This is a genomic window from Sphaerimonospora mesophila (assembly GCF_001417795.1).
Taxonomy (GTDB): domain Bacteria; phylum Actinomycetota; class Actinomycetes; order Streptosporangiales; family Streptosporangiaceae; genus Sphaerimonospora; species Sphaerimonospora mesophila.
In genome coordinates, this window is sequence record NZ_BCBX01000039.1 from 87,104 (window position 1) to 108,024 (window position 20,921).

At 66.2% G+C, this 20,921-nt stretch carries 26 protein-coding genes and 2 tRNA genes; 11 read left to right on the top strand and 17 right to left on the bottom strand.

Features of this window, described 5'->3' with window-relative positions; translation table 11 throughout:
• The first annotated feature begins 74 nt into the window (after positions 1-74).
• Positions 75-1,517: a hypothetical protein gene (locus AP234_RS20760; RefSeq protein ID WP_055481354.1), complete on the top strand. Its 1,443-nt coding sequence runs from the start codon at positions 75-77 to the stop codon at positions 1,515-1,517.
• A gap of 400 nt (positions 1,518-1,917) precedes the next feature.
• A complete protein-coding gene (locus tag AP234_RS39255) occupies positions 1,918-2,040 on the top strand; it encodes a hypothetical protein (protein ID WP_268778073.1) in 123 nt (40 codons plus the stop codon).
• A 47-nt stretch (positions 2,041-2,087) separates the two neighbouring features.
• Here AP234_RS39255 and AP234_RS20765 read toward each other — a convergent pair whose 3' ends face one another.
• Together AP234_RS20765 and AP234_RS36465 are read right to left on the bottom strand one after the other, a co-directional pair.
• Positions 2,088-2,450 (bottom strand): hypothetical protein, encoded by a 363-nt coding sequence (locus tag AP234_RS20765; protein ID WP_152990539.1) that lies wholly within the window; start codon positions 2,448-2,450, stop codon positions 2,088-2,090.
• Positions 2,451-2,784: 334 nt separating this feature from the next.
• A complete protein-coding gene (locus tag AP234_RS36465) occupies positions 2,785-2,994 on the bottom strand; it encodes a hypothetical protein (RefSeq protein ID WP_152990540.1) in 210 nt (69 codons plus the stop codon).
• Positions 2,995-3,514: 520 nt separating this feature from the next.
• On the opposite strand from AP234_RS36465, the gene AP234_RS20770 reads away from it, so the two are divergent.
• The 4 genes from AP234_RS20770 (at position 3,515) to AP234_RS39610 (ending at position 5,526) form a co-directional block, all read left to right on the top strand.
• Positions 3,515-3,727 (top strand): hypothetical protein, encoded by a 213-nt coding sequence (locus AP234_RS20770; RefSeq protein ID WP_152990541.1) that lies wholly within the window; start codon positions 3,515-3,517, stop codon positions 3,725-3,727.
• Positions 3,728-3,755: 28 nt separating this feature from the next.
• Positions 3,756-4,208 carry a DUF6228 family protein gene (locus AP234_RS20775; RefSeq protein ID WP_200926630.1) on the top strand — a complete coding sequence of 151 codons (453 nt, stop codon included), beginning with the start codon at positions 3,756-3,758 and terminating at the stop codon, positions 4,206-4,208.
• A gap of 46 nt (positions 4,209-4,254) precedes the next feature.
• Positions 4,255-4,608, top strand: a complete 354-nt coding sequence (locus AP234_RS39605) for a DUF6193 family natural product biosynthesis protein (RefSeq protein ID WP_083502287.1) — start codon at positions 4,255-4,257, stop codon at positions 4,606-4,608.
• 270 nt (positions 4,609-4,878) lie between these two features.
• A complete protein-coding gene (locus tag AP234_RS39610; RefSeq protein WP_083502288.1) occupies positions 4,879-5,526 on the top strand; it encodes a tyrosine-type recombinase/integrase in 648 nt (215 codons plus the stop codon).
• Here AP234_RS39610 and AP234_RS36470 read toward each other — a convergent pair.
• From AP234_RS36470 to AP234_RS20785, 3 genes are all read right to left on the bottom strand, one after another.
• Positions 5,486-5,567 (bottom strand) — tRNA-Val (locus tag AP234_RS36470). The two genes, AP234_RS39610 and AP234_RS36470, sit on opposite strands and share 41 nt — an antisense overlap.
• A gap of 95 nt (positions 5,568-5,662) precedes the next feature.
• Positions 5,663-6,076 carry a PIN domain-containing protein gene (locus AP234_RS20780; RefSeq protein ID WP_055481357.1) on the bottom strand — a complete coding sequence of 138 codons (414 nt, stop codon included), beginning with the start codon at positions 6,074-6,076 and terminating at the stop codon, positions 5,663-5,665.
• Position 6,077: 1 nt separating this feature from the next.
• A complete protein-coding gene (locus AP234_RS20785) occupies positions 6,078-6,281 on the bottom strand; it encodes a hypothetical protein (RefSeq protein WP_063843019.1) in 204 nt (67 codons plus the stop codon).
• Positions 6,282-6,389: 108 nt separating this feature from the next.
• Here AP234_RS20785 and AP234_RS20790 point away from each other — a divergent pair, with 108 nt between their 5' ends.
• Positions 6,390-6,962 carry a Pycsar system effector family protein gene (locus AP234_RS20790; protein ID WP_055481359.1) on the top strand — a complete coding sequence of 191 codons (573 nt, stop codon included), beginning with the start codon at positions 6,390-6,392 and terminating at the stop codon, positions 6,960-6,962.
• On the opposite strand, the gene AP234_RS20795 is transcribed toward AP234_RS20790, so the two are convergent.
• The 5 genes from AP234_RS20795 to AP234_RS20815 all read right to left on the bottom strand — a co-directional run bounded on the left by AP234_RS20795 (position 6,943) and on the right by AP234_RS20815 (position 11,935).
• A complete protein-coding gene (locus AP234_RS20795; protein ID WP_055481360.1) occupies positions 6,943-7,779 on the bottom strand; it encodes a hypothetical protein in 837 nt (278 codons plus the stop codon). The two genes, AP234_RS20790 and AP234_RS20795, sit on opposite strands and share 20 nt — an antisense overlap.
• Before the next feature lies 1 nt (position 7,780).
• The gene (locus tag AP234_RS20800; protein WP_055481361.1) at positions 7,781-9,808 is read right to left on the bottom strand and encodes a hypothetical protein; all 2,028 of its coding nucleotides are present in this window, start codon (positions 9,806-9,808) and stop codon (positions 7,781-7,783) included.
• Complete coding sequence (locus tag AP234_RS20805; protein WP_152990542.1) at positions 9,805-10,560, bottom strand: hypothetical protein; 756 nt, start codon at positions 10,558-10,560, stop codon at positions 9,805-9,807. Before AP234_RS20805 ends, AP234_RS20800 begins: the two co-directional genes overlap by 4 nt.
• A 68-nt stretch (positions 10,561-10,628) precedes the next feature.
• The gene (locus tag AP234_RS20810; RefSeq protein ID WP_235558285.1) at positions 10,629-11,255 is read right to left on the bottom strand and encodes a Crp/Fnr family transcriptional regulator; all 627 of its coding nucleotides are present in this window, start codon (positions 11,253-11,255) and stop codon (positions 10,629-10,631) included.
• 179 nt (positions 11,256-11,434) lie between these two features.
• Positions 11,435-11,935 carry a DUF4265 domain-containing protein gene (locus AP234_RS20815; protein WP_055481364.1) on the bottom strand — a complete coding sequence of 167 codons (501 nt, stop codon included), beginning with the start codon at positions 11,933-11,935 and terminating at the stop codon, positions 11,435-11,437.
• Between the two features lie 123 nt (positions 11,936-12,058).
• Between AP234_RS20815 and AP234_RS20820 the strand changes: the two genes are divergently transcribed.
• From AP234_RS20820 to AP234_RS39615, 3 genes are read left to right on the top strand one after another with little or no spacing between them, the layout of a single operon-like run.
• Positions 12,059-12,922, top strand: a complete 864-nt coding sequence (locus AP234_RS20820; protein WP_200926631.1) for a replication initiator — start codon at positions 12,059-12,061, stop codon at positions 12,920-12,922.
• On the top strand, positions 12,919-13,125 hold the full coding sequence (locus tag AP234_RS20825) for a helix-turn-helix domain-containing protein (protein WP_055481365.1): 207 nt from the start codon (positions 12,919-12,921) through the stop codon (positions 13,123-13,125). Before AP234_RS20820 ends, AP234_RS20825 begins: the two co-directional genes overlap by 4 nt.
• The gene (locus AP234_RS39615; protein ID WP_431998888.1) at positions 13,122-14,297 is read left to right on the top strand and encodes a tyrosine-type recombinase/integrase; all 1,176 of its coding nucleotides are present in this window, start codon (positions 13,122-13,124) and stop codon (positions 14,295-14,297) included. The genes AP234_RS20825 and AP234_RS39615 overlap by 4 nt, the downstream gene beginning before the upstream one ends.
• A 40-nt stretch (positions 14,298-14,337) precedes the next feature.
• Here AP234_RS39615 and AP234_RS20835 read toward each other — a convergent pair.
• The 7 genes from AP234_RS20835 to AP234_RS20865 all read right to left on the bottom strand — a co-directional run bounded on the left by AP234_RS20835 (position 14,338) and on the right by AP234_RS20865 (position 17,667).
• Positions 14,338-14,409: transfer RNA gene (locus AP234_RS20835), tRNA-Val, on the bottom strand.
• A 15-nt stretch (positions 14,410-14,424) separates the two neighbouring features.
• A complete protein-coding gene (locus AP234_RS20840) occupies positions 14,425-15,447 on the bottom strand; it encodes an ROK family protein (RefSeq protein WP_235558286.1) in 1,023 nt (340 codons plus the stop codon).
• Positions 15,444-15,800: a hypothetical protein gene (locus AP234_RS20845; protein ID WP_055481366.1), complete on the bottom strand. Its 357-nt coding sequence runs from the start codon at positions 15,798-15,800 to the stop codon at positions 15,444-15,446. The genes AP234_RS20840 and AP234_RS20845 overlap by 4 nt, the downstream gene beginning before the upstream one ends.
• Before the next feature lie 82 nt (positions 15,801-15,882).
• The gene (locus tag AP234_RS20850; RefSeq protein WP_055481367.1) at positions 15,883-16,356 is read right to left on the bottom strand and encodes a peroxiredoxin; all 474 of its coding nucleotides are present in this window, start codon (positions 16,354-16,356) and stop codon (positions 15,883-15,885) included.
• A 120-nt stretch (positions 16,357-16,476) separates the two neighbouring features.
• Positions 16,477-16,905, bottom strand: coding sequence for a DUF3052 domain-containing protein (locus AP234_RS20855; RefSeq protein ID WP_200926632.1), 429 nt, complete (start codon positions 16,903-16,905; stop codon positions 16,477-16,479).
• A 138-nt stretch (positions 16,906-17,043) separates the two neighbouring features.
• Positions 17,044-17,451, bottom strand: coding sequence for a secondary thiamine-phosphate synthase enzyme YjbQ (locus AP234_RS20860; RefSeq protein WP_055481369.1), 408 nt, complete (start codon positions 17,449-17,451; stop codon positions 17,044-17,046).
• Between the two features lie 9 nt (positions 17,452-17,460).
• On the bottom strand, positions 17,461-17,667 hold the full coding sequence (locus tag AP234_RS20865; protein ID WP_055481370.1) for a DUF1918 domain-containing protein: 207 nt from the start codon (positions 17,665-17,667) through the stop codon (positions 17,461-17,463).
• A 438-nt stretch (positions 17,668-18,105) separates the two neighbouring features.
• Here AP234_RS20865 and aceE point away from each other — a divergent pair, with 438 nt between their 5' ends.
• Positions 18,106-20,868 carry a pyruvate dehydrogenase (acetyl-transferring), homodimeric type gene (gene aceE, locus AP234_RS20870; RefSeq protein WP_055481371.1) on the top strand — a complete coding sequence of 921 codons (2,763 nt, stop codon included), beginning with the start codon at positions 18,106-18,108 and terminating at the stop codon, positions 20,866-20,868.
• Positions 20,869-20,921: the final 53 nt, after the last annotated feature.

Here is a 20,921-nt window from a genome sequence, read left to right on the forward strand (position 1 = left end):
GAGGCACGCGGAATCCCCCGTGGCGTTTCATCGATACGACTGCAGGTGAACATCGAAAGTGACATCTCGCCGAGATGACCAGAACTGAGGCGGCGCTGGATGCCCTGGGATCGCTGCTCGACAGGTCGCTCGTACAGATCACGGCGGCGTCGGCGGATGCGCGGACGTACGACCGGCGAACGATCTACAAGGTCGCGGACGTGTGGGACAACAACACCTTCCCTCTGTTCCACGCCACGACCGCCCCCATCTCCATCGCGCGGGAGCGGCGTGCCCGCGCCGCCCTCGCCTGGATGGCTCGTTTCGGGCCGGAGCGGCGGAACTGGATGATCGAGCAGGCCGAAGCGGCGGGCCGACCACTGGAGCGACTCCTGCCGCCACCGGTCGCGGAGCCCATGCGCTCAAGGGATTACCGAGGATTGGTGACGCCGCCGTTCATGCCTCTGACCGCCGAGGCCGCACTCGAACTCGGCACCGATTACGACCTGGCCACCACCGAGATCAGCGCCCTGCATCTCGAACGTGGCGGCACCCGGTTGATCGGGTCGGTCGTCCTGGCCGCCCCGCGCCGCTACGAAGCCGGCGTATGGGCGGACCAACCGCCCTGGTTGCACCTGTCGCTGGAGGACGTCACCGACGTACGTTTCGACTCCGGCGATCTCACGGGAGTCACCCTCGATCACGAGACGGGAGGGATCGTCATCGGCCTCGGTGCCGGGGGAAGGCTGCGGGCGACCGGCGGCACCGTATACGTCAGCGACCAGGCCTGGCATCTTTCCACCGCCGGCCGGGCCGCCGATCAACGGACCCCGCCCCGTGATCAGCAGAGCCGCCGCTCCCCTGAGCGACGGCGACCGCTACCGGAAGGCGCGGCCCTGGTCGCCGCCACGATCGTGCACTCGATGATGCTGCAGATCCGCATGGTCCGCTATGCGGAGGAGGCCGCTCGGGTTCCCGTACGGTTGCTCGCCCGCACGATCGCCGGCGCGGGTACGGACATCATCGCTGCGGGCGCCCTGCGAGGCGATCGTCGTGAGATGGCATTCCGCGATCTGGTCGAGACCTGGATCACAAGGGGCGGCCCTGCCCTGTCGCCCTGGTTCGCCGACCGACTGGCCGATTCGAAACCACTCCCGGACACCACCGGGAAGTGGATTGACGGACTGACCGCGGCAGGGGCGGCCCTCCCGGAGTTCGTCCCGGCGCCGGCCCCTCCCCTACCCGCGAAGGCCGAACTCCGACTCGCCGAATACACGGCTGCTCGCCTCCCTTACCGGGGACCGCAGGACCCCTCCGCCCTCGTTCTTCTGGCCCACCCGGCCGGTGAGCAGGACCCGCCGGACCGGCCGTGGCGGTTGCGCGCGCTCAAGGTCGATGGCGTAAGCCGTTTCCGGCTGCGAACCGATGCCTTCGACCGCTCACTCGCATTACGAACAGCCGGGGAGAAACCGAGCGTTGAGTCCCTGGTCCTCGGCCACGACGCCCTGGATGTTCGCGGGAGAAATCCTCAGCCTTGACGCGTCATCGCCTCCCGATCGGCGGGCGGCCATCCGTTCACGGGGAAAGGGCAGGTCACTTTGTTGACGGGCTCGCCACCCTAATCGGCCGACAGAAACGCCGGCGGAACATGATCGCGAAGGCGGAGTCGCTCCTGAGAGGCGGCAGAAGCCCGGCTTACCTGAAGACCGCTCTCGACGTTTTGGAGCGAGTCTTGCCGCACGCGGAGCGCGTCGAGTTTCCCAAGCTCAACCACGGCGGCTCCGGCAACCGGAACCGAGGAGGAGATCCGCCCCTCGTTGCGGGGACGTTGCGAGATTTCTTCGCACTGCCCCCGAGAGCGTGACATCGCCCCGCCAGGGACCCTATAGACAGACCTGGCGCGAACCTGAATACTCGAATTTCCGACGGTTCTGGAGCGTGGCCGTGTTCGGTATGGGTGTCATCGAGATCTTTACGGTCATCATCGGCCTTGCCGTGCAGTTCGCGGTGGTCTACCTCGCCGTCAGGCTGGCGCTTCGCCACGATCGGCAGCGGCGCTAACAGTAGTGCGCTCACAACGGTCGAGCGGCGGCGGGACCCCATCGCCGTCAGACGTCGGCGTCGAGGGCTACCTGCTCGGTGCAGGCGGCTCGGACGGCGGCGATCAACTCAGCCTCAGTTCGCCCCCAGCCACCCTCCCATTCGTCATGCAACCCGTGTAGAGCACCCAGCGGAGGTGCGAGCATCTCTTCGGGATCGTCCTCCTCGATCACGAGTTGTTCGATCACCCAAACCAGCCAGCGCTCACTGGCCTCACCCGCGAGGCAGCATCGCGCCATATCGACGTAAGCGATCTTCACGGCATCGGACCTGGACGGCATGGACGTTCCCGCATCCGCGAGAGCCTCGACCAGCACATCACGCACCTCGTGTGGATCGCGTCCATCAAGGCCGGCGAGAATGCGCAACATCTCACCATCCATGCCCCGAGTGAGCCAATGAGCGGCCCACATGGGGACTCGATCGCTGGGCATCATTCCCAGCTCATGCCACGCGGCGACCAACTGCGGAGAGGGAATCAACTCGCCCACAAGGTAAGGAGATCCATGCACAAAAGCATCGTGTCACGCTTGCGAATGGATCTGGTGAACCGTCATCCGGGTTGGAAATACTCGGCACGAGATCGTTCAACCTGCTGAACCGCCGGCGAGGGGCACGCCGCGTTCCTCGAGACCCCCTGAATCCCCCTCGCTGACCGCCCGTTCTGGCCCGCGCGCGACACGCTTACTCGCTCACTTCCGCAGTTCAATTCGTCGTCAACGGGTTTTTGGCAATCGACGCGATCCGAGGGTCGCGTGTGAGCGTTGTCACGCAGTCATCACGCAGAGGCGTTCCGACAGCGGCCCGCCGGGCGAGGTCACGTCCGTCGAGAACCTCGATGTCGGTGATGGTCGTCGCGGTGGAGTCCAAGCTCAGCCAGACGATGTCTTCACCACCGCGTTCCAACCGCACCATCCGGGAACCCGAGGAACCTGGCGGGGCCGTCAAGAGGTTCGTGCATGTGGCGCTACAGGTGCACACCCCGTAGAACGGCAACTCCTCGACCGTGTCCGCCAGGGGTCGTTCTCGTCCTGTTCTCGAAGCAGGGTGACGATTTCAGCGGTGAGATCGGGATACACGTTCATTAGACGGGGGTGCTGTTCGTCGCTCATAGGCAACACGCTACAAAAACCCCACACGTCGTCCTGCCGCGGTTCACACGCCGCCACGCAGTCAATCGCACACGCCCCGTCTTTTTGATCAGAGACGGGGCGTTTTCGCTGGTGGGCGGTACTGGGCTCGAACCAGTGACCCCTCGCTTGTAAGGAGCCAAGAGCGCTTCCAAAGGCACGCTGACCTACGAGCCGATCTGGGACACCGCTCCCCCACCGGCCGTCTCCGAGCTGCCCTAATGACACGCTAACGGCACGACGATCATGCCTCTTGTCCCAGCTCTTCGATGCCCTGGATCACCGTACTTGTCACAGGTGTCTCCTTGATCAGGAGTTACACCGTTGTTTTTTGTACAGTCCCGACCCCCTGCGGCGTTCCGCCCCGCATACTCCGCAGCACCCGCCTGGTCGACCTCGTCAACACCCTCGACCCCAAAGTCGTCGCCGCCGCGTTCGGGATGACCGCCGAAAGCGTCATGATCTATCTCGCTGACCAGGTTGACGCAGGGCGCCTGCCGCCCGGCAACACCCGCTGAGCCGACCGGCCCTGACTATCCTGCTCACGTGGACTACAAAGATCACGATGAACAGGGCGGGTCGCCCGACGTGCTGGTCCGCTGCTCGCAGGACCGCGATCTCCTCATTCGGCTCAGCAACAGGCAGTTCATCGATAGCGACGAGACCGTCTTCTCCATCGAGGCCACGGCCGACAGACTGCGCGCGACGATCCCCGACGTGACCGTCGCGATCTGGGACGGCGCCGGTGACCTGGCCGCCTTCCTGCAACAGCTCGCCGACGACTTCCGCGGATGGCCCGGAAAGCGCACCTGGCATACCAACCAGCTCACGCTCGAAGCCGGCTTTCACTCTGGCGGTCACGTCGAGCTGACCTGGAAACTCCGCCCCTGGTCCTCGCAGCAAGCAGCATGGGAGACCTCTATCACCACCTGGATCGAGGGTGGGCAGCAACTGACCGCCCTGGCCTCTGACGTCCAGACATTCCTCGCCCGGCCCTGAAACCCGTGCAGTTTGGGTGGCACCTGACACAAGTTCGCGCGAACATGTGCGCTTTGGTTGGCGGGAGGTTCGTGCTGACGGACGCGTACGCCCCGAACTGTTGGACGCAGCCTACTCCGAGCCACGCCTACGGCAGTTGTTTCCCTGGACGGGCATGGGAGAACTTCACTTCAGCCGCTGCACCACTCCACGATGGACATGGGACATCCCGTATATCGCACCCGCTGTCGGGGGCGGCTACCTCGTGTTGGGGCCTCGCCGTGTCGAGACAGTAGGACCAGCAGCAACGCCGGCACAAGCCATTGCAATGGTGGTGGAACGTCTTCCGTCCAACTGTGGTCCTGCTTTCGTTGGCACGCCTGAAGAACTCGCTGCGTACGAGCGATCAGCCATCGATTAGTGCGGTGGAGACCTGCATGCTTCTCCCCTGCCTGATCTTCCGGTCTGCCTCGACCCACCCCGAAGCGGTAGCGGGCCGGCGACGGAAGGTCAAGCCCATTTTGTGTACCTCAACCGACCGCCGTTCCTCAACCATCAGATGTGCGAACGGTCACGGACGAGCTTGAGCTGGAGGAGTCGGGAAGCCCGCACGAGTGCCCACCTGTCGACGGCTACCGTTACCGAGTCTGCCCAAAGCTCGAAGCTGACCCGGTAGTTCTCATTGGGCCGCATGCCCGGACGGCGGGCGGGCGACGGGCCGCGGTGCGGTGGCGCGCTGCGCCGCCGCCTTGACCTGAACGCGGGGACCGTCAGCGTTCGGCAACAGCATGCCGAGCTCGACACAGGCGAACTGCTCGTAGGTCCGCCGAAGTCACGCGCCGGTCTGCGCACAGTCGCGATCCCGGAGGCCATCATTCCGGCGCTTCGGCAACACCTCGCCAGATTCACCGGACCGGAACCCACCTCGCTCGTCTTCACCGGGGCGAACGGCGGGATCCTCCGGCGGAGCAACTTCCGGCGGGCAGTCGAGTGGGAGAAGACGACGAAGAAGCTCGGCGTCCCCGGGCTCCACTTTCATGATCTCCGGCACACCGGAAACACGATCGCGGCGAGTGCTGGCGCTTCCCTCCGCGACCTAATGACACAGATGGGCCATGCCAGCGTGCGGGCCGCGATGATCTACCAGCACCGCGTGGCGGAAGCTGACCACAAGACTGCCGATGCCATGGAGACGAGATCACACAAGTCCTACCAACTGAGGCGAGCGCTCACTGAGCGCTGTAGCGACCGGGTAAGATCGGGTCCGTGTCCTGTTTTCGCAGGTAGAAGGCTTGTTGTGGGCGGTACTGGGTTCGAACCAGTGACCCCTCGCTTGTAAGTCAACCCAGGAAGGGGCGGGACCAGCACCGCCACCCGCCCCGACCTGGGCGTACGGTCCATTGTCGTCCACCGCCGTCCAGGTCCGTCCACGGCGATTGTCACCCAGATAGTCACTCAGCCAGCAGCATCCGTGATCAGCCGGGCAACAGCGTGAAGGCCTCGACGTGGCGTGGACGCACGATCCGGAAGTGCCGGTGGTCGACTGTCGCGACCTCCCTCAGCCCCAGGCGTTCGGCGATCGCGATAACGGCGGCGTCCACCAGTCCGAGGGGAAGATCGACGTACCTCTCAACGAGTTCGGCCATACGAGGAAGGTCCTCGTCCTCCAGCTCGGCTACGTGGAACCCATTGCCACCGAACGACTTCAGGAACGTGACCTCGGCATGCGGGCCGACACGCGACTCCAGGAGATAGCCGACTTCTCCCATGACCGGGGACGGCACGAGCAGCGGTCCCTCCGCCTGACGGAGCAGCTTGAGACAGGCCTGGTGGTGCTCATCCTTGACGTTGCCGGCAGCCAGAAGAACACCGGTGTCGCACAAGAGCACCTCAGCGGCCCATCTCCGAGCGAAGGATCTCCTCGTGCCGTTCGGCGAGGTCCGGCTCAGCCTCAAAGGATGCGAAGAACGGGAGGTCGCGCTCCGCGGGTGCAGGCTCGTCCAGCCGCCCACGGATCAACTCCAGAGCGGGCCGCAGCTCCGACTCCGGCAACTGGTCCACGAGATGGTGCAGCTCTTCGCGCATGACGCTCATATCGCCAGTCTAGGTCTGAGGCCTAAGGAGGGCACGCGTATCAGACGTAGCCCGGCGCTAAAGCCGGGAAAGATCCACTCAGGGAGCGCGCCGATGCAAAGCTGAGGCATGCTTCGTCGCATCGCCCAGGCGCTCTCCGAGCAGAGGCTCGACCCACAGCAACTCGCCGAGCAGGATGCGTGCGCTTATGGCGCCCAGCTATTGACAGAGGCCCGCGAAGAGTTGAATCGGGCAGACAGCAAGGCCCAGGTACTTCTCGGCATTGTCGGTATCGGACTCGGCGCGGTTGCCGGTGGACTGCTAGCGGGCAGTTGGACGCCCGCCCGACTGGCCGACGCTATTGAGTGGCTGTGGTGGCTCGGCTCGGCTGCCGCCCTCGCCGCGGTGATCGCCCTCGCCTCGGCGGTGTACCCGCGCCTGGACCGCAGGAAACACAACGCAGCCGTTATGTACTTTGCCGATGTACTGCGCTTCGATTCGCCGCAAGCCGTCTCCGATGCCTTGCTGAAGTCGTCCACGCTGGACTTAGAGCGTATCGCCGATCAGCTTCAGCGCGTCAGCAAGATCATAAGCTGGAAATACCGGCTCATCCGCTGGGGATTCTGGCTCTTGCTCAGCGCCATGGCGAGCACTGTCGGTGCAGCCGTGATCAATCTGCTGATCAGCCAGACTCCTCCATAAGCGCAAATGGCGAATCGGGGTCGGGCGGCGGTAGCGGAACATCTAGCCGTGCAAACGCCGCCCTGAGCGCGCTCTCGCTCGCCAGAACCAGCTCGAAGGCGTTCGCGTGACGCTGTGCGTCCACGATCTTCGCGAAGAGCTCGAGAAGCTGCTCCGTCTTCTCCCTTCGCTCGGTTAGCATTTGATCAGTGATGTCGGCGACGTCGTCGAGGGCCTGCGTGAGCCGTACGGCATGCCGAGCCGTCGAGCTCTCCATGGCCTCCTTGAGGAAGTCCTCGCAGATGGCCCGCGACAACCGCAGCTTGTCCATGCGCAGGGCAATCTGCTCGGCGCGCGTCCTGATTTTGTAGAGCTCACTTTCGTGAGCACACCGCAGCTTGCGCACCTCGTCGGGGACATCAACCTCGATCACAGCGCGCCACCTACCTGTCACCGAGTCTGCGGGCAGGTCAGCCAGCCAGTTCTGCACAGCGACATTGGCCGATTCCTCCGCCTGCGCCGCGTCGAAAACGCTGTGCTGCCGAAGTGAACGCCGGACGATGTCCCTTACGTAATCCTTGATGGAATGATCCTTATCTTCCCTCAGTTCCTTCCACGGCCTGAAAACGAGCGAACCCGTGGTGGAGCGCCGCCAGAGCCAGACGCTGACCCTGAACTTGTAGCCGTCACCCTGGGATGGCGCGGTGAATACGTATGAGGCCTCTTCGGGCGTGACGTCGGGCTCTTCCTCCACCTCAGGCGGCTTCGCCGGGGCGCGTTCGGATATCGGCTTCAACGGCCAGCGGACGACGAGCAGCCGGTGCAGCTTGAAAGGCATTTCAGTTGTCCTTCAGAAGTCGGAGGTAGCGGGCGAAATGCGTGGCCGTGATGGTCCCGCGCTTGTTCCATAAGTGGAGGTGGAACATCCAGGGCTTCCTGAGTCTGTCCGTGGTCCGCGCCAGGATGTTCTCGACGATGAGGTCTACGGTGGCGTCGGTGGCTGCCTGCTGCGCCCAGTCGGCCATGAGCTCCCAGGAAGTGGGTGTGAAGGCAGGAATTCTGTTCTTGCCGTACATCCTCGAGAGGCCCCAGCTCAAGGCATTGATCCACAGCAAGACGAGATCGCTGATCAGCTGGTGATCCCGAAGGGCGGGGTACGCCTCGTGCTCCTGCGGCATTGAGACGAGCCGGACGAACGCGAGCGCTGCGGTCACCCGCTCGCTGTCCGCCTCCCCTCTCGTCCAGCGGGCGAGTTCGCGCAGCACCTTCTGGGCGGTTGACGTCGTGTAGACCTCGGCGACCGATCTGGCGACGGCGTCGCAAGTCTCCAGGTAAGAGGTGGCGACGGCGATGGTGTGAAACGCGCCAAGGGCGTCGTCGAGGTTGCCGACGCCTATGGCGGACCCATAGGCGAGTGCAGCGGCGAGACGCTGGTTGTAAGTCCCGGTCGCCCACGCGTTGAGCGTCCGTCCAACTAAGGCTGCGACATCGCGGTCGGCGAGGGCGGCGGCCTCCAGCGCCCACGTCAAGACTCGGGCCTTGCCGGGCTCCTTGCTCCACGGAGTAAAAAACCGCCCGGCGGTGACCTCAAAATCGCAGGTGGCCAGGCGGCCTATGGCATAGGCCGCCTTGACCTGGACCCGCCAGTCCTCGGCTTCCACGAGATCGGCGAGCCAGTCGTACAGCGCCGGCCGAATCGCCGGCAGTTGCGCCCAGAGCGAGGGCAGCAGCCGGGTGGCGAGGCCGGGGCGTACATCGATGCGCCGCCCTTGTCCACCCCGAACTCCTTCCGTCTCGCTCAAACGCGAGTAGTCGACCCATTGACTCAGGCGCTCCCACACCTGCAGGACACGCTCCTCCTCGGCGTCCTCCTCCTTCTTCTGTTCCTCCTGCCTGATGCGGTCGGCCAGAGCCAGCGCGGCCTCGGACACCACCGCCTCGGGGAGACCAAAGAGCACAGAACTGCTAATCAGGAAGTGCCGCGCCAGACTAGGGGCGTCCTCCTTCTCAAGGTTCTTCTCAAGCTGGGTCAGGGCCGCGTACGGGAGATTGTCGATCATGTCGCTGAGAGCCCGTCCTTGGCGGTACCCCTCCGCGAACTGCTGCGCGATCTCCACGGCTTCCCACGGCCTGCAGCCGACGATGTGCTCCTGCAGATGCCGGAGATATGCGTGGAGTTCACTTACAAGTCCCTCGGCCAGATAGTTGATCCTCTTGTGGAAGACATCCATCGCCGCCGGCGGCTCATGTATCACAACGGATTTCGTGACGACGCAGTCCGCTGGCACCAGAGCGACGATCACGGCGTCACTCGCGACCGCAACGGCACGAAGCTGATCGAGGACGGTCTCAGGATGACGGTGCCACGTGGCGTCATCGGCCCGAACGACGTAGCCGTGGCCCGCGCGCAGGTGTGATGGCCTCACCTTCTTGAGGTCCTTGGCGCCCAGGGTGTGACATGTGAGACCCAGTTCCAGGAGCGCGGACGAAGCAGCGGTCCACCTCCCACTGCGCGGTTCGCCTCTCAGCAAGGCCACCGATCCGCTGGCCAGTCGCGCCACAAGCTCTCGCTGCGAGGCTGTCTCCACGAAGCACGCGCGAATGCATTCCACGCTCTTGGCAGGGATAGGAATCGTAAAGACATCCTCCTCGGGCTGCTGGATGTAGAGATCACGGCCGGCTCCGAAGACGGTGCCACCGTCTTCGGCTCGGTATTCGGAGCCTCCGTACCAGTTCTGCCCAACGCCGATCATCTCAGCGCGGAGCTGGCGTTCCTTCTGCTCCCGCTCTATCTTCTCGGCAAGCGACTCATCGCCGGCAGAGCCTTCGTCGCTTGCGGCAGGGGCAGGGGCGTTCTCTTCGGTCATCCCCGCGGCTTCCACTCCGGGAGCGTGAGGTCGCGACCGGCCACATAGCTGACGCCCTCACCCGAGGTGTTCACCACGTTCCCGCCGTACCAGTCGCCGCCGACCGTCACCTGGCCGGGCGGCTGCGGCTGATCGTCAGCTTTCTCACTCGGGGTCTCAAGCTCCCCGATCGCATGGACGTTGTGTCCTGGCAGGTAGATGTGTGCGGTGTACTGCTGCTGCTTGACCTTCACGATCACGCGCCGGAACTGGTCGGTTGGCGGGCCGTCATAGCCTTGACCGACGTAATCACGGTAGAAGTCATCGGAGACGACAATTCCAAGATTCGCCTCCTGAACGATCCGAAGTGCGGCCCGCAGGGGTCCTGCGTCCACCAACCGACCGCTTGCCACGGCATGTCGGCCAGGGGAGCCTGCAGGGCCGTCTACATGGATCGGTCCCACGTGAACCGCCAGCCTCAGGCGAAGCCTCGGCTTGGACAAGGCGTTGTAGTCGTCGAGGGCCTGGCGTAACGCATCGGCGAAAGCACCGGCGAGCCGCGCCGGATGGATGGTGGAGGGAAGCACTACGAACTCGCCGTCGCCCTGCGGCTGCCGTTTCCATTCAAGCAGGCCGAGGCCAGCCGCTCCCGCCGCGAGGTCGAGCAGGCGGATCATGGCGGACTGCAGCGCGTACTGATCAGCATTGTTGCGCGTGCTGTAGCTTTCGATGTCGTAGCTCAGCATTGCGCGATATTCCGGCCTGTCGTTCATCTCACTCCTTACGCGTGCCTGCCTTCTGGAGAAGGCTGAACCTCACCTGTGAGAAGCGACCGCGATTTTTATCGGTTGAGCGGGAGGAGTTCCGCGAACCTCACTAACTCGGGGAGGTCCTTGATGACCACTCGCCGCTTGCCACGCATGATCAGCCCGAGATCCGACAGTGTCCTGATGGCCTTCCGCACGGTCGGCTCCTTGATCCCAATCAGCCCGCCGAGTTCAGCACGGGTCAGCGGCACGCCGATGTCCCTGCCTAGCGCAGTGTCGTGGCCATGCCGGGCGGCAAGCGACAGAAGGATTCTGGCCAGGCAGACATCAGCGCCGAACCCGGCGAATTCGAGACGCCGCTGGTTGGCCCATTTCAGGCGATCGCTTAGGGAGCCTGAAATGGCGAACCCTGCGACGGGATTGCGCTGCAGGTAGCTGAGAAAAGCGTTTCCATGGATAGAGAGGATGTTCACCGCGCCGCAGGCCGTCACGTCGGCACTACGGGTTCCTCTTCCCAGCACCGCCATCTCACCGATGAGATCCCCGCGCACGCGTACGGCCAGCAACACCTGCTCCCCGTTCTCAGCCCGGGCCGTGATCTTCACGAGCCCTTGGAGGATCAAATAGACGAGCGTGCCCGGCTCGCCTTGACGTATGAACGCGGTGCCGTCCGCGACCCGGCAAATGGCGCCGAGCTCCATGAGGTCAGTCGGCATCCCTTGGGGTAACCGGGCCAGAAACGTGCCCAACGGCCATGGATCTTCTCGGCGAGTTGCCAACGACGCACCTCCAACCCCCCTCCCGCACTATGACACCGAAGAGGGGCCGAACCAACACCCGCTGATGAAGCCGCTCAGCAGCGCGATCCGGAAGAGAGCTGCTACGCCGTACACCAGGCGTCTCCGACGCATGCCTCTTGGTAAAACCACCACCCTGCCTCCACGCCTCGGTTCAGCAGGGCTTTAGTGGCGCGGACGTCGGCATCAGGAGGCACGCTGAGAGCAACGAGTGGGAATTCCGCGCTGTACGCCTCTGCTCCGATGCCCAACGGGGCGAATACCTCGTGCACCTCCTTGGCCGTCGCCTTCGGCCCTCCGCGAACCGGCAAGACGAGAATCGTGCACCTACCGGACCATTCGACGCGATCCTTAACCCATCGGACGCCCTCGGCGTCCATGGTGAATCGCACGATGTCGCCCTCGGCAGCACCATCAACGAAGAACGGAACGTTGTCTACCTGTGCGAGATCCCCGCCGAGCGGGGTCGCCCACACGCCTTCCTGGTCGAACTGCGGCCACCCCTCACGCGGTACGAAGCGGTACCAAATCTTCACTCTGCCATTAGCAACCATCGCTGTGCTCTCGGACGAGGAGGAGACCATGCTGACGATCCTGTCGGAGACGCTCCTTCCGGTACAGATCCGCCCCAGGCAACCTGGCGCCCGTACCCCACATAGCGAGGTCGGATACCAGCGGAGCGAGACAACCGTCTTTAGCATGGATTCATGGCCACGATAGGCGAATGCATCCGCAGCGTCCCCTTCGGCAAGGAGGTACGCGTCTCCTTCGCCAAGGTCGCCGAGTACCAACGGCGCGGCCTGGTCTACTTCCACGCGGTCATTCGTCTCGACGGCCCGGCAGGGGCCCACGAGCCCCCTCCTCCGTGGGCCGACCACGGCCTACTTGTACGGGCGGTCCCGCCTGCGGTCGCTCGCGTCCGCCTCACCTCACCAGACAGCAACCTCGGCCGGTGGGAGTTGACCTGGGGTGACCAGCTCGACATCCGGCCCATCCTCCTCGACCCGAGAGCGGAAGGAGTCAGCGAACGGGCGGTGGGCGGCTACATCGCCAAGTACGCCACGAAAGGTGCGGAAGCCTCCGGCACCGTCGATCACCGCGTGTCGTGCCCGGCCTGCGGCGGTCGTGGGCGGACCACGCTGACTGCTACCTGCGGGCGCTGCCACGGAACCGGCCTCAAAGCCGGGCTTCACCTGGACGCATTGTCGGTAACCGACCACGCCCGGCGCATGATCCGCACCTGCTGGGACCTCGGCGGACGCCCGGAGTTCGCCGCCCTGCGCCTACGACCCTGGGCGCACATGCTCGGCTTTCGGGGCCACTTCTCCAGCAAGAGCCGCGCCTACTCCCTCAAGCTCGGCGACCTGCGCGGCGCTCGCGCCCAGCACAGGGCCTCCGAAGCACGCGAATGCCACGGGCTGCCCGCCTTCGGCGACGCGACCACGCTCGTCCTCGGCCACTGGCGCCTGGCCGGGATCGGCCACACGCCCGGTGAGGCGATCATGGCCGAGCACATCCGCCAGCGCGTCCAGACCGCCCGCGCCATCAGGGCAGAGCGCGAGGGCGGATGACCCCACCCCCATCCGCCGATCGGCGGCTCTACCGCATCCCTGACGCGATGCGCCTGCTCAGCCTGAGCCGCAGCGTCATCTACGAACTCATCCGCTCGGGGCGGCTCCACTCCGTCCGCCAAGGCCGTACCCGGCTCATCCCGGCCTCGGCCATCGACGACTACATCCGGCTACTGGAGAAGGAGGCAAGGAAGGCATCATGACCGCCCGACGCAGCAAAGGAGATGGCGGCCTGCACTGGGACGAACAGCGGCAACGCTGGATCGCCTCGGTGACCCTGGGCTACTCCCCTGCGGGGAAACGCATCGTGAAGAAGGCCAGCGGCAAGACCAAGACCGAAGCCAAGGCCAAGCTCAAAGAAATCATCCGCGACCACGAAGACGGCCTGACCATCGCACCTACCAACTACACCGTGAGCGACGCCGTGACCTACTGGCTCGCTCACGGCCTGGGCGGCCGGTCCCCCAGCACGGTCCGGATGTACACGACGTTCGCGGAGACCCACGTCCTCCCGGCGCTCGGCGCGCGCAAGCTGCGTGACCTGTCCGTGGAGGACGTGGACTCCTGGCTGGCCAGCAAGAAAGGAGAACTCAGCACACGGTCGCTCAAGCTGATCCACGGCATCCTGAACCGTGCGGTCAAGAGCGCGATGCGCCGCGACAAGGTGAAACGGAACGTCGTCGATCTCTGCGAGATCCCCGAAGGGCGGGCGGGCCGCCCGTCCAAGGCGCTCACCCTGGCACAGGCTCAGGCCATCCTCGACGAGACGGCCAAGGCCACGCCGCGCATGCGTGCGTACATCGTGCTCTCGCTGCTGATCGGCGCTCGGACCGAGGAGCTTCGCGCGCTCACCTGGTCGCACGTCGTCGCGTACGACGAGGAGCGGCAGGCGTGGTTGCCCGTCGCCGAGGCCGGCTGGGACCACGAGGAGTTCGCCATCCACGTCTGGCGCTCGGTCCGGCAGAAGGGCGACACCAAGACCGTCAAGTCCCGTCGATCCCTCAAGCTGCCCCGCCTATGCGTCGACGCCCTTCACGCCCTGGCCGACGAGCGGACTTCCACTGAGTCCGATCTCGTTTTCCGTACCAAGAACGGAACGGCGCTCACCGCGCACAACGTACGACCGACTTCCGCAAGATCCTCGACGACGCCGACCTCCCCGGCAAGGACTGGTCCCCACGCGAGATGCGGCACAGCTTCGTCTCGCTGCTGTCGGACTCCGGCGTTCCGATCGAGGACATCTCCCGCCTCGTCGGCCATCGGAACACCGTGGTCACCGAGACCGTCTACCGCAAGCAGATCCGCCCGGTGCTCACGCAGGGCGCGGAGAAGATGGACAGCCTCTTCGAGGCATAGTCACTCAGATGGTCACTAGGTCCGCGAAAACAAGATCGGCAACACGCCGTTTCACCAGGTGGGCGGTACTGGGTTCGAACCAGTGACCCCTCGCTTGTAAGGCGAGTGCTCTACCGCTGAGCTAACCGCCCGGACCGGACTACACCTTACGACACAGCACCCCTTCTCAGCACATCGAGCGACCAGTCGCGCCCCGCGTCGGGCACTCCGGCCGCCTGCCAGCCCAGCAGGGCGGCGCCGAGCATGCCGGTCCGCATGCCGAGAGCCGCCACGAGCAGCGGGGGACGCTGACGGAAGGTCAGCCGGGCGGACAGCCGCTCCCCCAGGGGGTCGAGCAGCGTCTCGCCCGCCTCGGCGAGACCTCCACCGATCACGATCGCCGCGGGGTCGAGCACCATCACGTACGACGCCAGCGAGATCGCCAGGGCTTCGACCGCCTCGCCGAACACCTCACCGGCCACCGGGTCCCCGGCCACGGCGAGCGAGACGACGTCCTTGGCGGTGGCGGCCGTACGGCTCGGCGACCTGGCCTCGTACCGCCGCACCAGGGCGGAGGCGGAGGCGTAGGTCTCCAGGCACCCGATCTGGCCGCAGGCGCACTTCTCCCCGGCCGGCCACACGGGAGCGTGCCCGATCTCGCCGCCGCAGCCGTCGGCGCCGCCGTACGGCTCGCCGCCGATCACGACGGCGCCGGCGATGCCGGTGCCGATGGCCAGGAACAGGAAGTCGGTCACGCCGCGCCCGGCCCCGAGCACGCTCTCCGCCAGACCGCCGGTCCGTACGTCGTGCCCGAGCCGTGCCGGGATCCCCGGCGGCACGAACGCGGTGGCCGGCACATCGTGCCAGCCGATGTTCGCCGAGTAGACGGCGGTCGACGCCGTGACGATGCCGGGGACGGCGAGACCGACCCCGGCGGGGGGCGCGCCGTACCGCGTGACGCCGAGCTCCACCAGTTCGTCGACGTAGCCGCGGACGGCCGTCACCACGGTCTCGGGGCCGCTGTCCCGGCCGGTGGGACGACCCTCCAGAGAGGTCACCTCACCGCACCGGGTGACCAGGCCGCCCTTCATCGACGTGCCGCCCACGTCGAGCGCGACCACGTAGCGCGGGTCCGCCGCATGCTCCTCGTCTGTGCTCGCCGGCTCCGAGCTCTTGAAGTCGGAGCTCACGAGCGGCCCAGGACCCGGTTGAGCGCGGCCTCGACCTCGGCCGCCAAGCCGGGCGAGCTCTCCGGCGTGCCCGTGACACCGGAAGGCCCGGCGAGACCGGGAGACCCGGCCGGCACCAGCGGGTCATTGGACCTGGCGAGCCGTACGGCTCCGCATGAGCGGCACTCGACCTCGCCGAGACGGCAGATCAGCGCGACGGAGCCGCAGGACGCGCAGGTGTCCAGATCGAGGTCGTGTGCGCGTTGGCAGTCCGGGCAGACCAGGACCTGCGCCTCGTGGCGCACCCCACGTTTCCACGGACTGGCGCCGCGGACGGGGTCGGTCTGCCGGGCCCCGCATCGGTAGCAGGGCATCTCCCCTCCCCTGAAGGCAGATCGGGATGAACAGGTAGGGATATGTCAACGCCCAGTGGGCGAAACGATCAGAGCCGTACGATCAAAGCCGCGCCAACGCCTTGCGATACTCCTCGACATCCCGCGCCGACCCGATCTCGTTGACGACCTTCCACCGTACGACGCCCCCGCCGTCGATGATGAATGTGCCTCGGAGGGCTACGCCCTTTTCCTCGTCGAATACACCGTACGCCCGGGCGACCTCACCGTGCGGCCAGAAATCGGCCAGCATCGGAAACGCGAAGCCCTCCTGATCGGACCAGGCGCGCTGGCCGAACATCGAGTCGACCGAGACCGCCAGCACCTGGACGTCGTCGGGCGCTGACGGGACGAACTCGTCACGGATGGCGCTCAGCTCGCCGTGGCAGACACGGCTGAACGCCAGGGGATAGAAGACGAGCACGACCTTTCTGCCCCGGTGGTCGGCGAGCCTGACCGGGGTGCCGTGCTGGTCCTTGAGCTCGAAGTCGGGAGCCGGCCGGCCGACCTGCGCCGCTTCGATCGCCTCCACCGCCATGAGCAGTCAAGTCCTTCCCGCTATTGGTCCGCGCACCATCCTGCCGTACGGCGTCGCCGAGCCGTACGGCAGGGGAACGGGTCAGCAGATCAGATCAGCGGTCCGGCGCTCCACGGCGTTTCAGCGTCGGGCCTTGGGCGCGACGAGCCGCGTCCCCGACCAGTCCCTGGCGGCGCTCACGCTGCTCGTCTGGGACAGTCCAGCGGTGGTCGCGTCCTCGCCGATGTCACTGGGCTCGACATGACCGTCACGCCCCGCCTTGGGGGTCAGCAGCCAGATCTGGCCTCCGTCGGCGAGCGCTGTCATCGCGTCGCTGAGCGCGTCGAACAGGTCCCCGTCCCCGTCGCGCCACCACAGCAGGACCACGTCGACCACGTCGTCGTAGTCCTCGTCCACCAGCTCGTTACCGGTCAGCTCTTCGATGGACTCGCGCAGCGCCTCGTCGCAGTCCTCGTCCCAGCCGACTTCCTGCACCACCTGACCAGCTTTGAGGCCGAGTCGTTCGGCCAGGCCGCGCTCACCTTGCGCCTGGCCCGCGGTCGCGCTCACGTTCATCCCTCCTGCTCGGGTGACCCCGCCAATAATCGCGGTCGTCCGGCTCCTGAGAGCCATGTTTCGGCACAGTCCACACGCTGCGACCCGCCGTCGTCAACGGTCGCCACGTCCAGGCACCCGCACCGTTATCTGTTAATCGGACAAAAATGACAAACGCACGCGCCTGTCCGGGTTGTCGACGTTAAGATCGACCAACGCGACGGACTGCCAGGTCCCCAGCGCGAGCCTTCCGTCGAGCACGGGCACCGTGGCGTACGGAGGAATCAGCGCGGGCATGACGTGCGACCTGCCGTGGCCGCGGGACCCGTGCGCGTGCCGCCACCGGTCGTCGGCCGGAAGCAGCTCCTCCAGCGCCGCGAGCAGATCCTCGTCGCTACCGGAGCCGAGCTCGATCAGCGCGATGCCCGCGGTGGCGTGCGGAACGAACACGTGCAGCAGACCGTCTCCCCCGCACTCCCGCACGAAGTCGGAGCACTCCCGCGTCAGGTCGTGCACCCGCTCGCGCGAGCCGGTGCGCACCTCGATCACCCTCGATTTCACAGCGCGATACTACGAGCCTCCGTGAGTCGATCCGTGAGCTGGAACGACGACCGCGTCGGGGCCCGGGTACACCAGCGCCTGGTGCCCGTCCTCGAACCGGACCATGAACGGCGGCTCACCGCCGGGCCCGCGCACCTCGATGATCTCGCCCTGCCTGTCGTGCTCTCCCACGACGGCACCGCGCACCAAGAGCCGGTCTCCTACCGCGGCGTGCATCTCGATCCCTCCTCTCAGAGCCTGGTACGGCTATCGCCCGCTGGAGAGAGGAGAAACCCCTCCCCCGACAGAGGAAGGGACAATTCATACCAAAACGTTACCGACCAACCAGACATGATCACCCGCGTCGAGGAGGTTACCCGCGTGTCGGCCGGGGCATGCCTAACCAGCGCATATAGCCGGGGCGGGCTCAGTGCACCCTGGAACAAACAGGGCGATCGAAGTCGTCCTATCATTGGAGGTCTAAGCCAGCTGAATCCCGCTGCCAGCGGGGACCCCTTGGTTACCAGGCAGTAGAGATGCACTTTCCCGTACGAAGAGACAGGATGGAAGACGACCAGCACACCCGACAAGACACCGCGATCCGGCAGGACGCAGCCGACAGGCAAGACCCATCAGACCGACGTGACCATGTCCATTCTCGGAAGGCGAGACCCAGTGGCTTCCGGACGCCAGCGTTTTTCGATCATCAGTGACGGCCTACCCAGCCAGTTGCCTGATGTCGATCCGAGCGAGACCCAGGAATGGCTCGAATCGCTCGACAACGTCATCAAGACCGAGGGGCGCACCCGCGCCCGCTATCTGATGCTCAGGCTGCTCGAACGTGCCCGGGAACGACAGGTCGGGGTGCCGGGCCTGCGCAGCACCGACTACATCAACACGATCCCGCCCGAGCGCGAGCCCTGGTTCCCGGGCGACGAGTACGTCGAGCGCCGCATCCGCGCCTACATCAGGTGGAACGCGGCCGTCATGGTGCACCGGGCCAACGCGCGGACCAACGTCGGCGGCCACATCGCCACCTACGCGTCCGCAGCTTCGCTCTACGAGGTCGGCTTCAACCACTTCTTCCGCGGCAAGGACCACGGGGAGTCGGGCGACCAGATCTTCATCCAGGGCCACGCCGCCCCCGGCATCTACGCCCGCGCCTTCCTCGAGGGCCGGCTCTCCACCGCCCAGCTCGACGCGTTCCGCCAGGAGCTGTCGCACGGCTTCAAGGGCCTGCCCTCCTATCCCCACCCGCGGCTCATGCCGGACTTCTGGGAGTTCCCCACGGTGTCCATGGGCCTCGGCCCGCTCTCCGCGATCTACCAGGCGCGGTTCAACCGCTACCTGCTCAGCCGCAAGATCAAGGACACCAGCCGCAGCCACGTGTGGTGCTTCCTCGGCGACGGCGAGATGGACGAGCCCGAGTCGCTCGGCGCGATCGGCGTGGCCGCCCGCGAGGAGCTCGACAACCTCACCTTCGTCATCAACTGCAACCTGCAGCGGCTCGACGGCCCGGTGCGCGGCAACGGCAAGATCATCCAGGAGCTGGAGTCGTTCTTCCGCGGGGCCGGCTGGAACGTCATCAAGGTCGTCTGGGGCCGTGACTGGGACCCGCTGCTCGCGGCCGACGTCGACAGCGTGCTCGTCAACCAGATGAACACCACGCCCGACGGGCAGTTCCAGACCTACTCCGTCGAGTCCGGCGCCTACATCCGCGAGCACTTCTTCGGCGGCGACCCGCGGCTGCGCAAGATGGTCGAGCACCTGTCCGACGACGAGATCCGCAGGCTGTCGCGCGGCGGCCACGACTACCGCAAGGTCTACGCCGCGTTCAAGGCGGCCCACGAGCACGTCGGCCAGCCGACCGTCATCCTCGCCCAGACGATCAAGGGTTGGACGCTGGGCAAGGACTTCGAGGCCCGCAACGCCACCCACCAGATGAAGAAGCTGAGCAAGGCGGAGCTCAAGGAGTTCCGCGACCGGCTCTACCTCCCCATCCCGGACAAGGACCTCGAGGGCGATCTCCCGCCGTACTTCCACCCGGGTGAGGACAACGAGGAGATCGCCTACATGAAGGAGCGCCGGGCGGCGCTCGGCGGCTACCTCCCCAAGCGGGTGGTGCGCGCCAAGCCGCTCAAGCTCCCGGGCGACGCCGTCTACGCCGGGCTGCGCAAGGGTTCCGGCAAGCAGAACGTGGCCACCACGATGGCCTTCGTCCGCCTGCTGAAGGACCTCATGCGGGACCCGGAGATCGGCGCGCGGTTCGTACCGATCATCCCGGACGAGGCCCGCACGTTCGGCGTGGACGCGATGTTCCCGACCGCCAAGATCTACTCGCCGCACGGGCAGACCTACGAGGCGGTCGACCGCGAGCTGCTGCTGTCCTACAAGGAGTCGACCGAGGGACAGATCCTCCACGAGGGGATCACCGAGGCCGGCTCCATGGGCTCGGTCACCGCCGCCGGCAGCGCGTACGCCACGCACGGCGAGCACATGATCCCGGTCTACATCTTCTACTCGATGTTCGGGTTCCAGCGGACCGGCGACCAGATGTGGCAGCTCGGCGACCAGATGGGCCGGGGCTTCCTGCTCGGCGCGACCGCCGGTCGCACCACGCTGAACGGCGAGGGCCTGCAGCACGAGGACGGCCAGAGCCCGCTGCTCGCCTCGGCCAACCCGGCCTGTGTGGCGTACGACCCGACCTACGGGTTCGAGATCTCGCACATCGTGCGGGACGGCCTGCGCAGGATGTACGGGGAGGACTCGGAGAACGTCTTCTACTACCTGACGGTGTACAACGAGCCCTACCCGCAGCCGGCGGAGCCCGAGGGGGTCGACGTCGCGGGCATCCTCAAGGGCCTGTACCTCTACGCCCCGGCCGCCGACACCGCCGGCAACGGGCCGAAGGCGAACATCCTGGCCTCCGGTGTGGCCGGGCCGTGGGCGCTGGAAGCGCAGCGGCTGCTCGCCGAGGACTGGGGTGTCTCGGCCGCTGTGTGGTCGGCCACCTCCTGGTCGGAGCTGCGCAGGGAGGCGCTCGCCGCCGAGCAGCACAACCTGCTCAACCCCGACGCCGAGCCGCGCGTGCCGTACGTCACGGCGAAGCTGTCCGGGGTCGCCGGGCCGTTCGTCGGCGTGAGCGACTACATGCGTGCCGTACCGGACCAGATCGCGCAGTGGGTGCCGGGTGACTGGTCCTCACTGGGCACCGACGGGTTCGGCCTGTCCGACACCCGCTCGGCGCTGCGCCGCCACTTCCACGTGGACGCGGCCTCGATCACCCTTGCCGTGCTCACCCGGCTCGTGAAGCGGGGCGAGCTCAAGCCCGAGGTGCTGCAGGAGGCCATCTCCCGCTACCACCTGAAGAACGGCGTGACCGAGGTCTCCGGTCAGGCCACGCCGGAGACCAACGACACCCAGTCGATGGGCGTCTGACGCCCGAGCCCTCGGGCTCGCCGCGGATCGGCCCGCCGGGCCCCGGACTCCCG

Bases quoted from the DNA above. Each gene is read 5' to 3' on its own strand.
- AP234_RS20765 (WP_152990539.1), bottom strand. From the start codon at position 2,450: ATGTTGCGCATTCTCGCCGGCCTTGATGGACGCGATCCACACGAGGTG.
- AP234_RS20845 (WP_055481366.1), bottom strand. From the start codon at position 15,800: ATGCCCTGCTACCGATGCGGGGCCCGGCAGACCGACCCCGTCCGCGGC.
- AP234_RS20825 (WP_055481365.1), top strand. From the start codon at position 12,919: ATGACCCCACCCCCATCCGCCGATCGGCGGCTCTACCGCATCCCTGAC.
- AP234_RS20820 (WP_200926631.1), top strand. From the start codon at position 12,059: ATGGCCACGATAGGCGAATGCATCCGCAGCGTCCCCTTCGGCAAGGAG.
- AP234_RS36465 (WP_152990540.1), bottom strand. From the start codon at position 2,994: ATGGTGCGGTTGGAACGCGGTGGTGAAGACATCGTCTGGCTGAGCTTG.
- AP234_RS20785 (WP_063843019.1), bottom strand. From the start codon at position 6,281: ATGAGCGTCATGCGCGAAGAGCTGCACCATCTCGTGGACCAGTTGCCG.
- AP234_RS20805 (WP_152990542.1), bottom strand. From the start codon at position 10,560: ATGAACGACAGGCCGGAATATCGCGCAATGCTGAGCTACGACATCGAA.
- AP234_RS20795 (WP_055481360.1), bottom strand. From the start codon at position 7,779: ATGCCTTTCAAGCTGCACCGGCTGCTCGTCGTCCGCTGGCCGTTGAAG.
- AP234_RS39610 (WP_083502288.1), top strand. From the start codon at position 4,879: ATGCCCGGACGGCGGGCGGGCGACGGGCCGCGGTGCGGTGGCGCGCTG.
- AP234_RS20850 (WP_055481367.1), bottom strand. From the start codon at position 16,356: ATGGCGGTGGAGGCGATCGAAGCGGCGCAGGTCGGCCGGCCGGCTCCC.
- AP234_RS39615 (WP_431998888.1), top strand. From the start codon at position 13,122: ATGACCGCCCGACGCAGCAAAGGAGATGGCGGCCTGCACTGGGACGAA.
- AP234_RS20865 (WP_055481370.1), bottom strand. From the start codon at position 17,667: ATGCACGCCGCGGTAGGAGACCGGCTCTTGGTGCGCGGTGCCGTCGTG.
- AP234_RS20800 (WP_055481361.1), bottom strand. From the start codon at position 9,808: ATGACCGAAGAGAACGCCCCTGCCCCTGCCGCAAGCGACGAAGGCTCT.
- AP234_RS20790 (WP_055481359.1), top strand. From the start codon at position 6,390: ATGCTTCGTCGCATCGCCCAGGCGCTCTCCGAGCAGAGGCTCGACCCA.
- AP234_RS20760 (WP_055481354.1), top strand. From the start codon at position 75: ATGACCAGAACTGAGGCGGCGCTGGATGCCCTGGGATCGCTGCTCGAC.
- AP234_RS20815 (WP_055481364.1), bottom strand. From the start codon at position 11,935: ATGGTCTCCTCCTCGTCCGAGAGCACAGCGATGGTTGCTAATGGCAGA.
- AP234_RS20810 (WP_235558285.1), bottom strand. From the start codon at position 11,255: ATGGAGCTCGGCGCCATTTGCCGGGTCGCGGACGGCACCGCGTTCATA.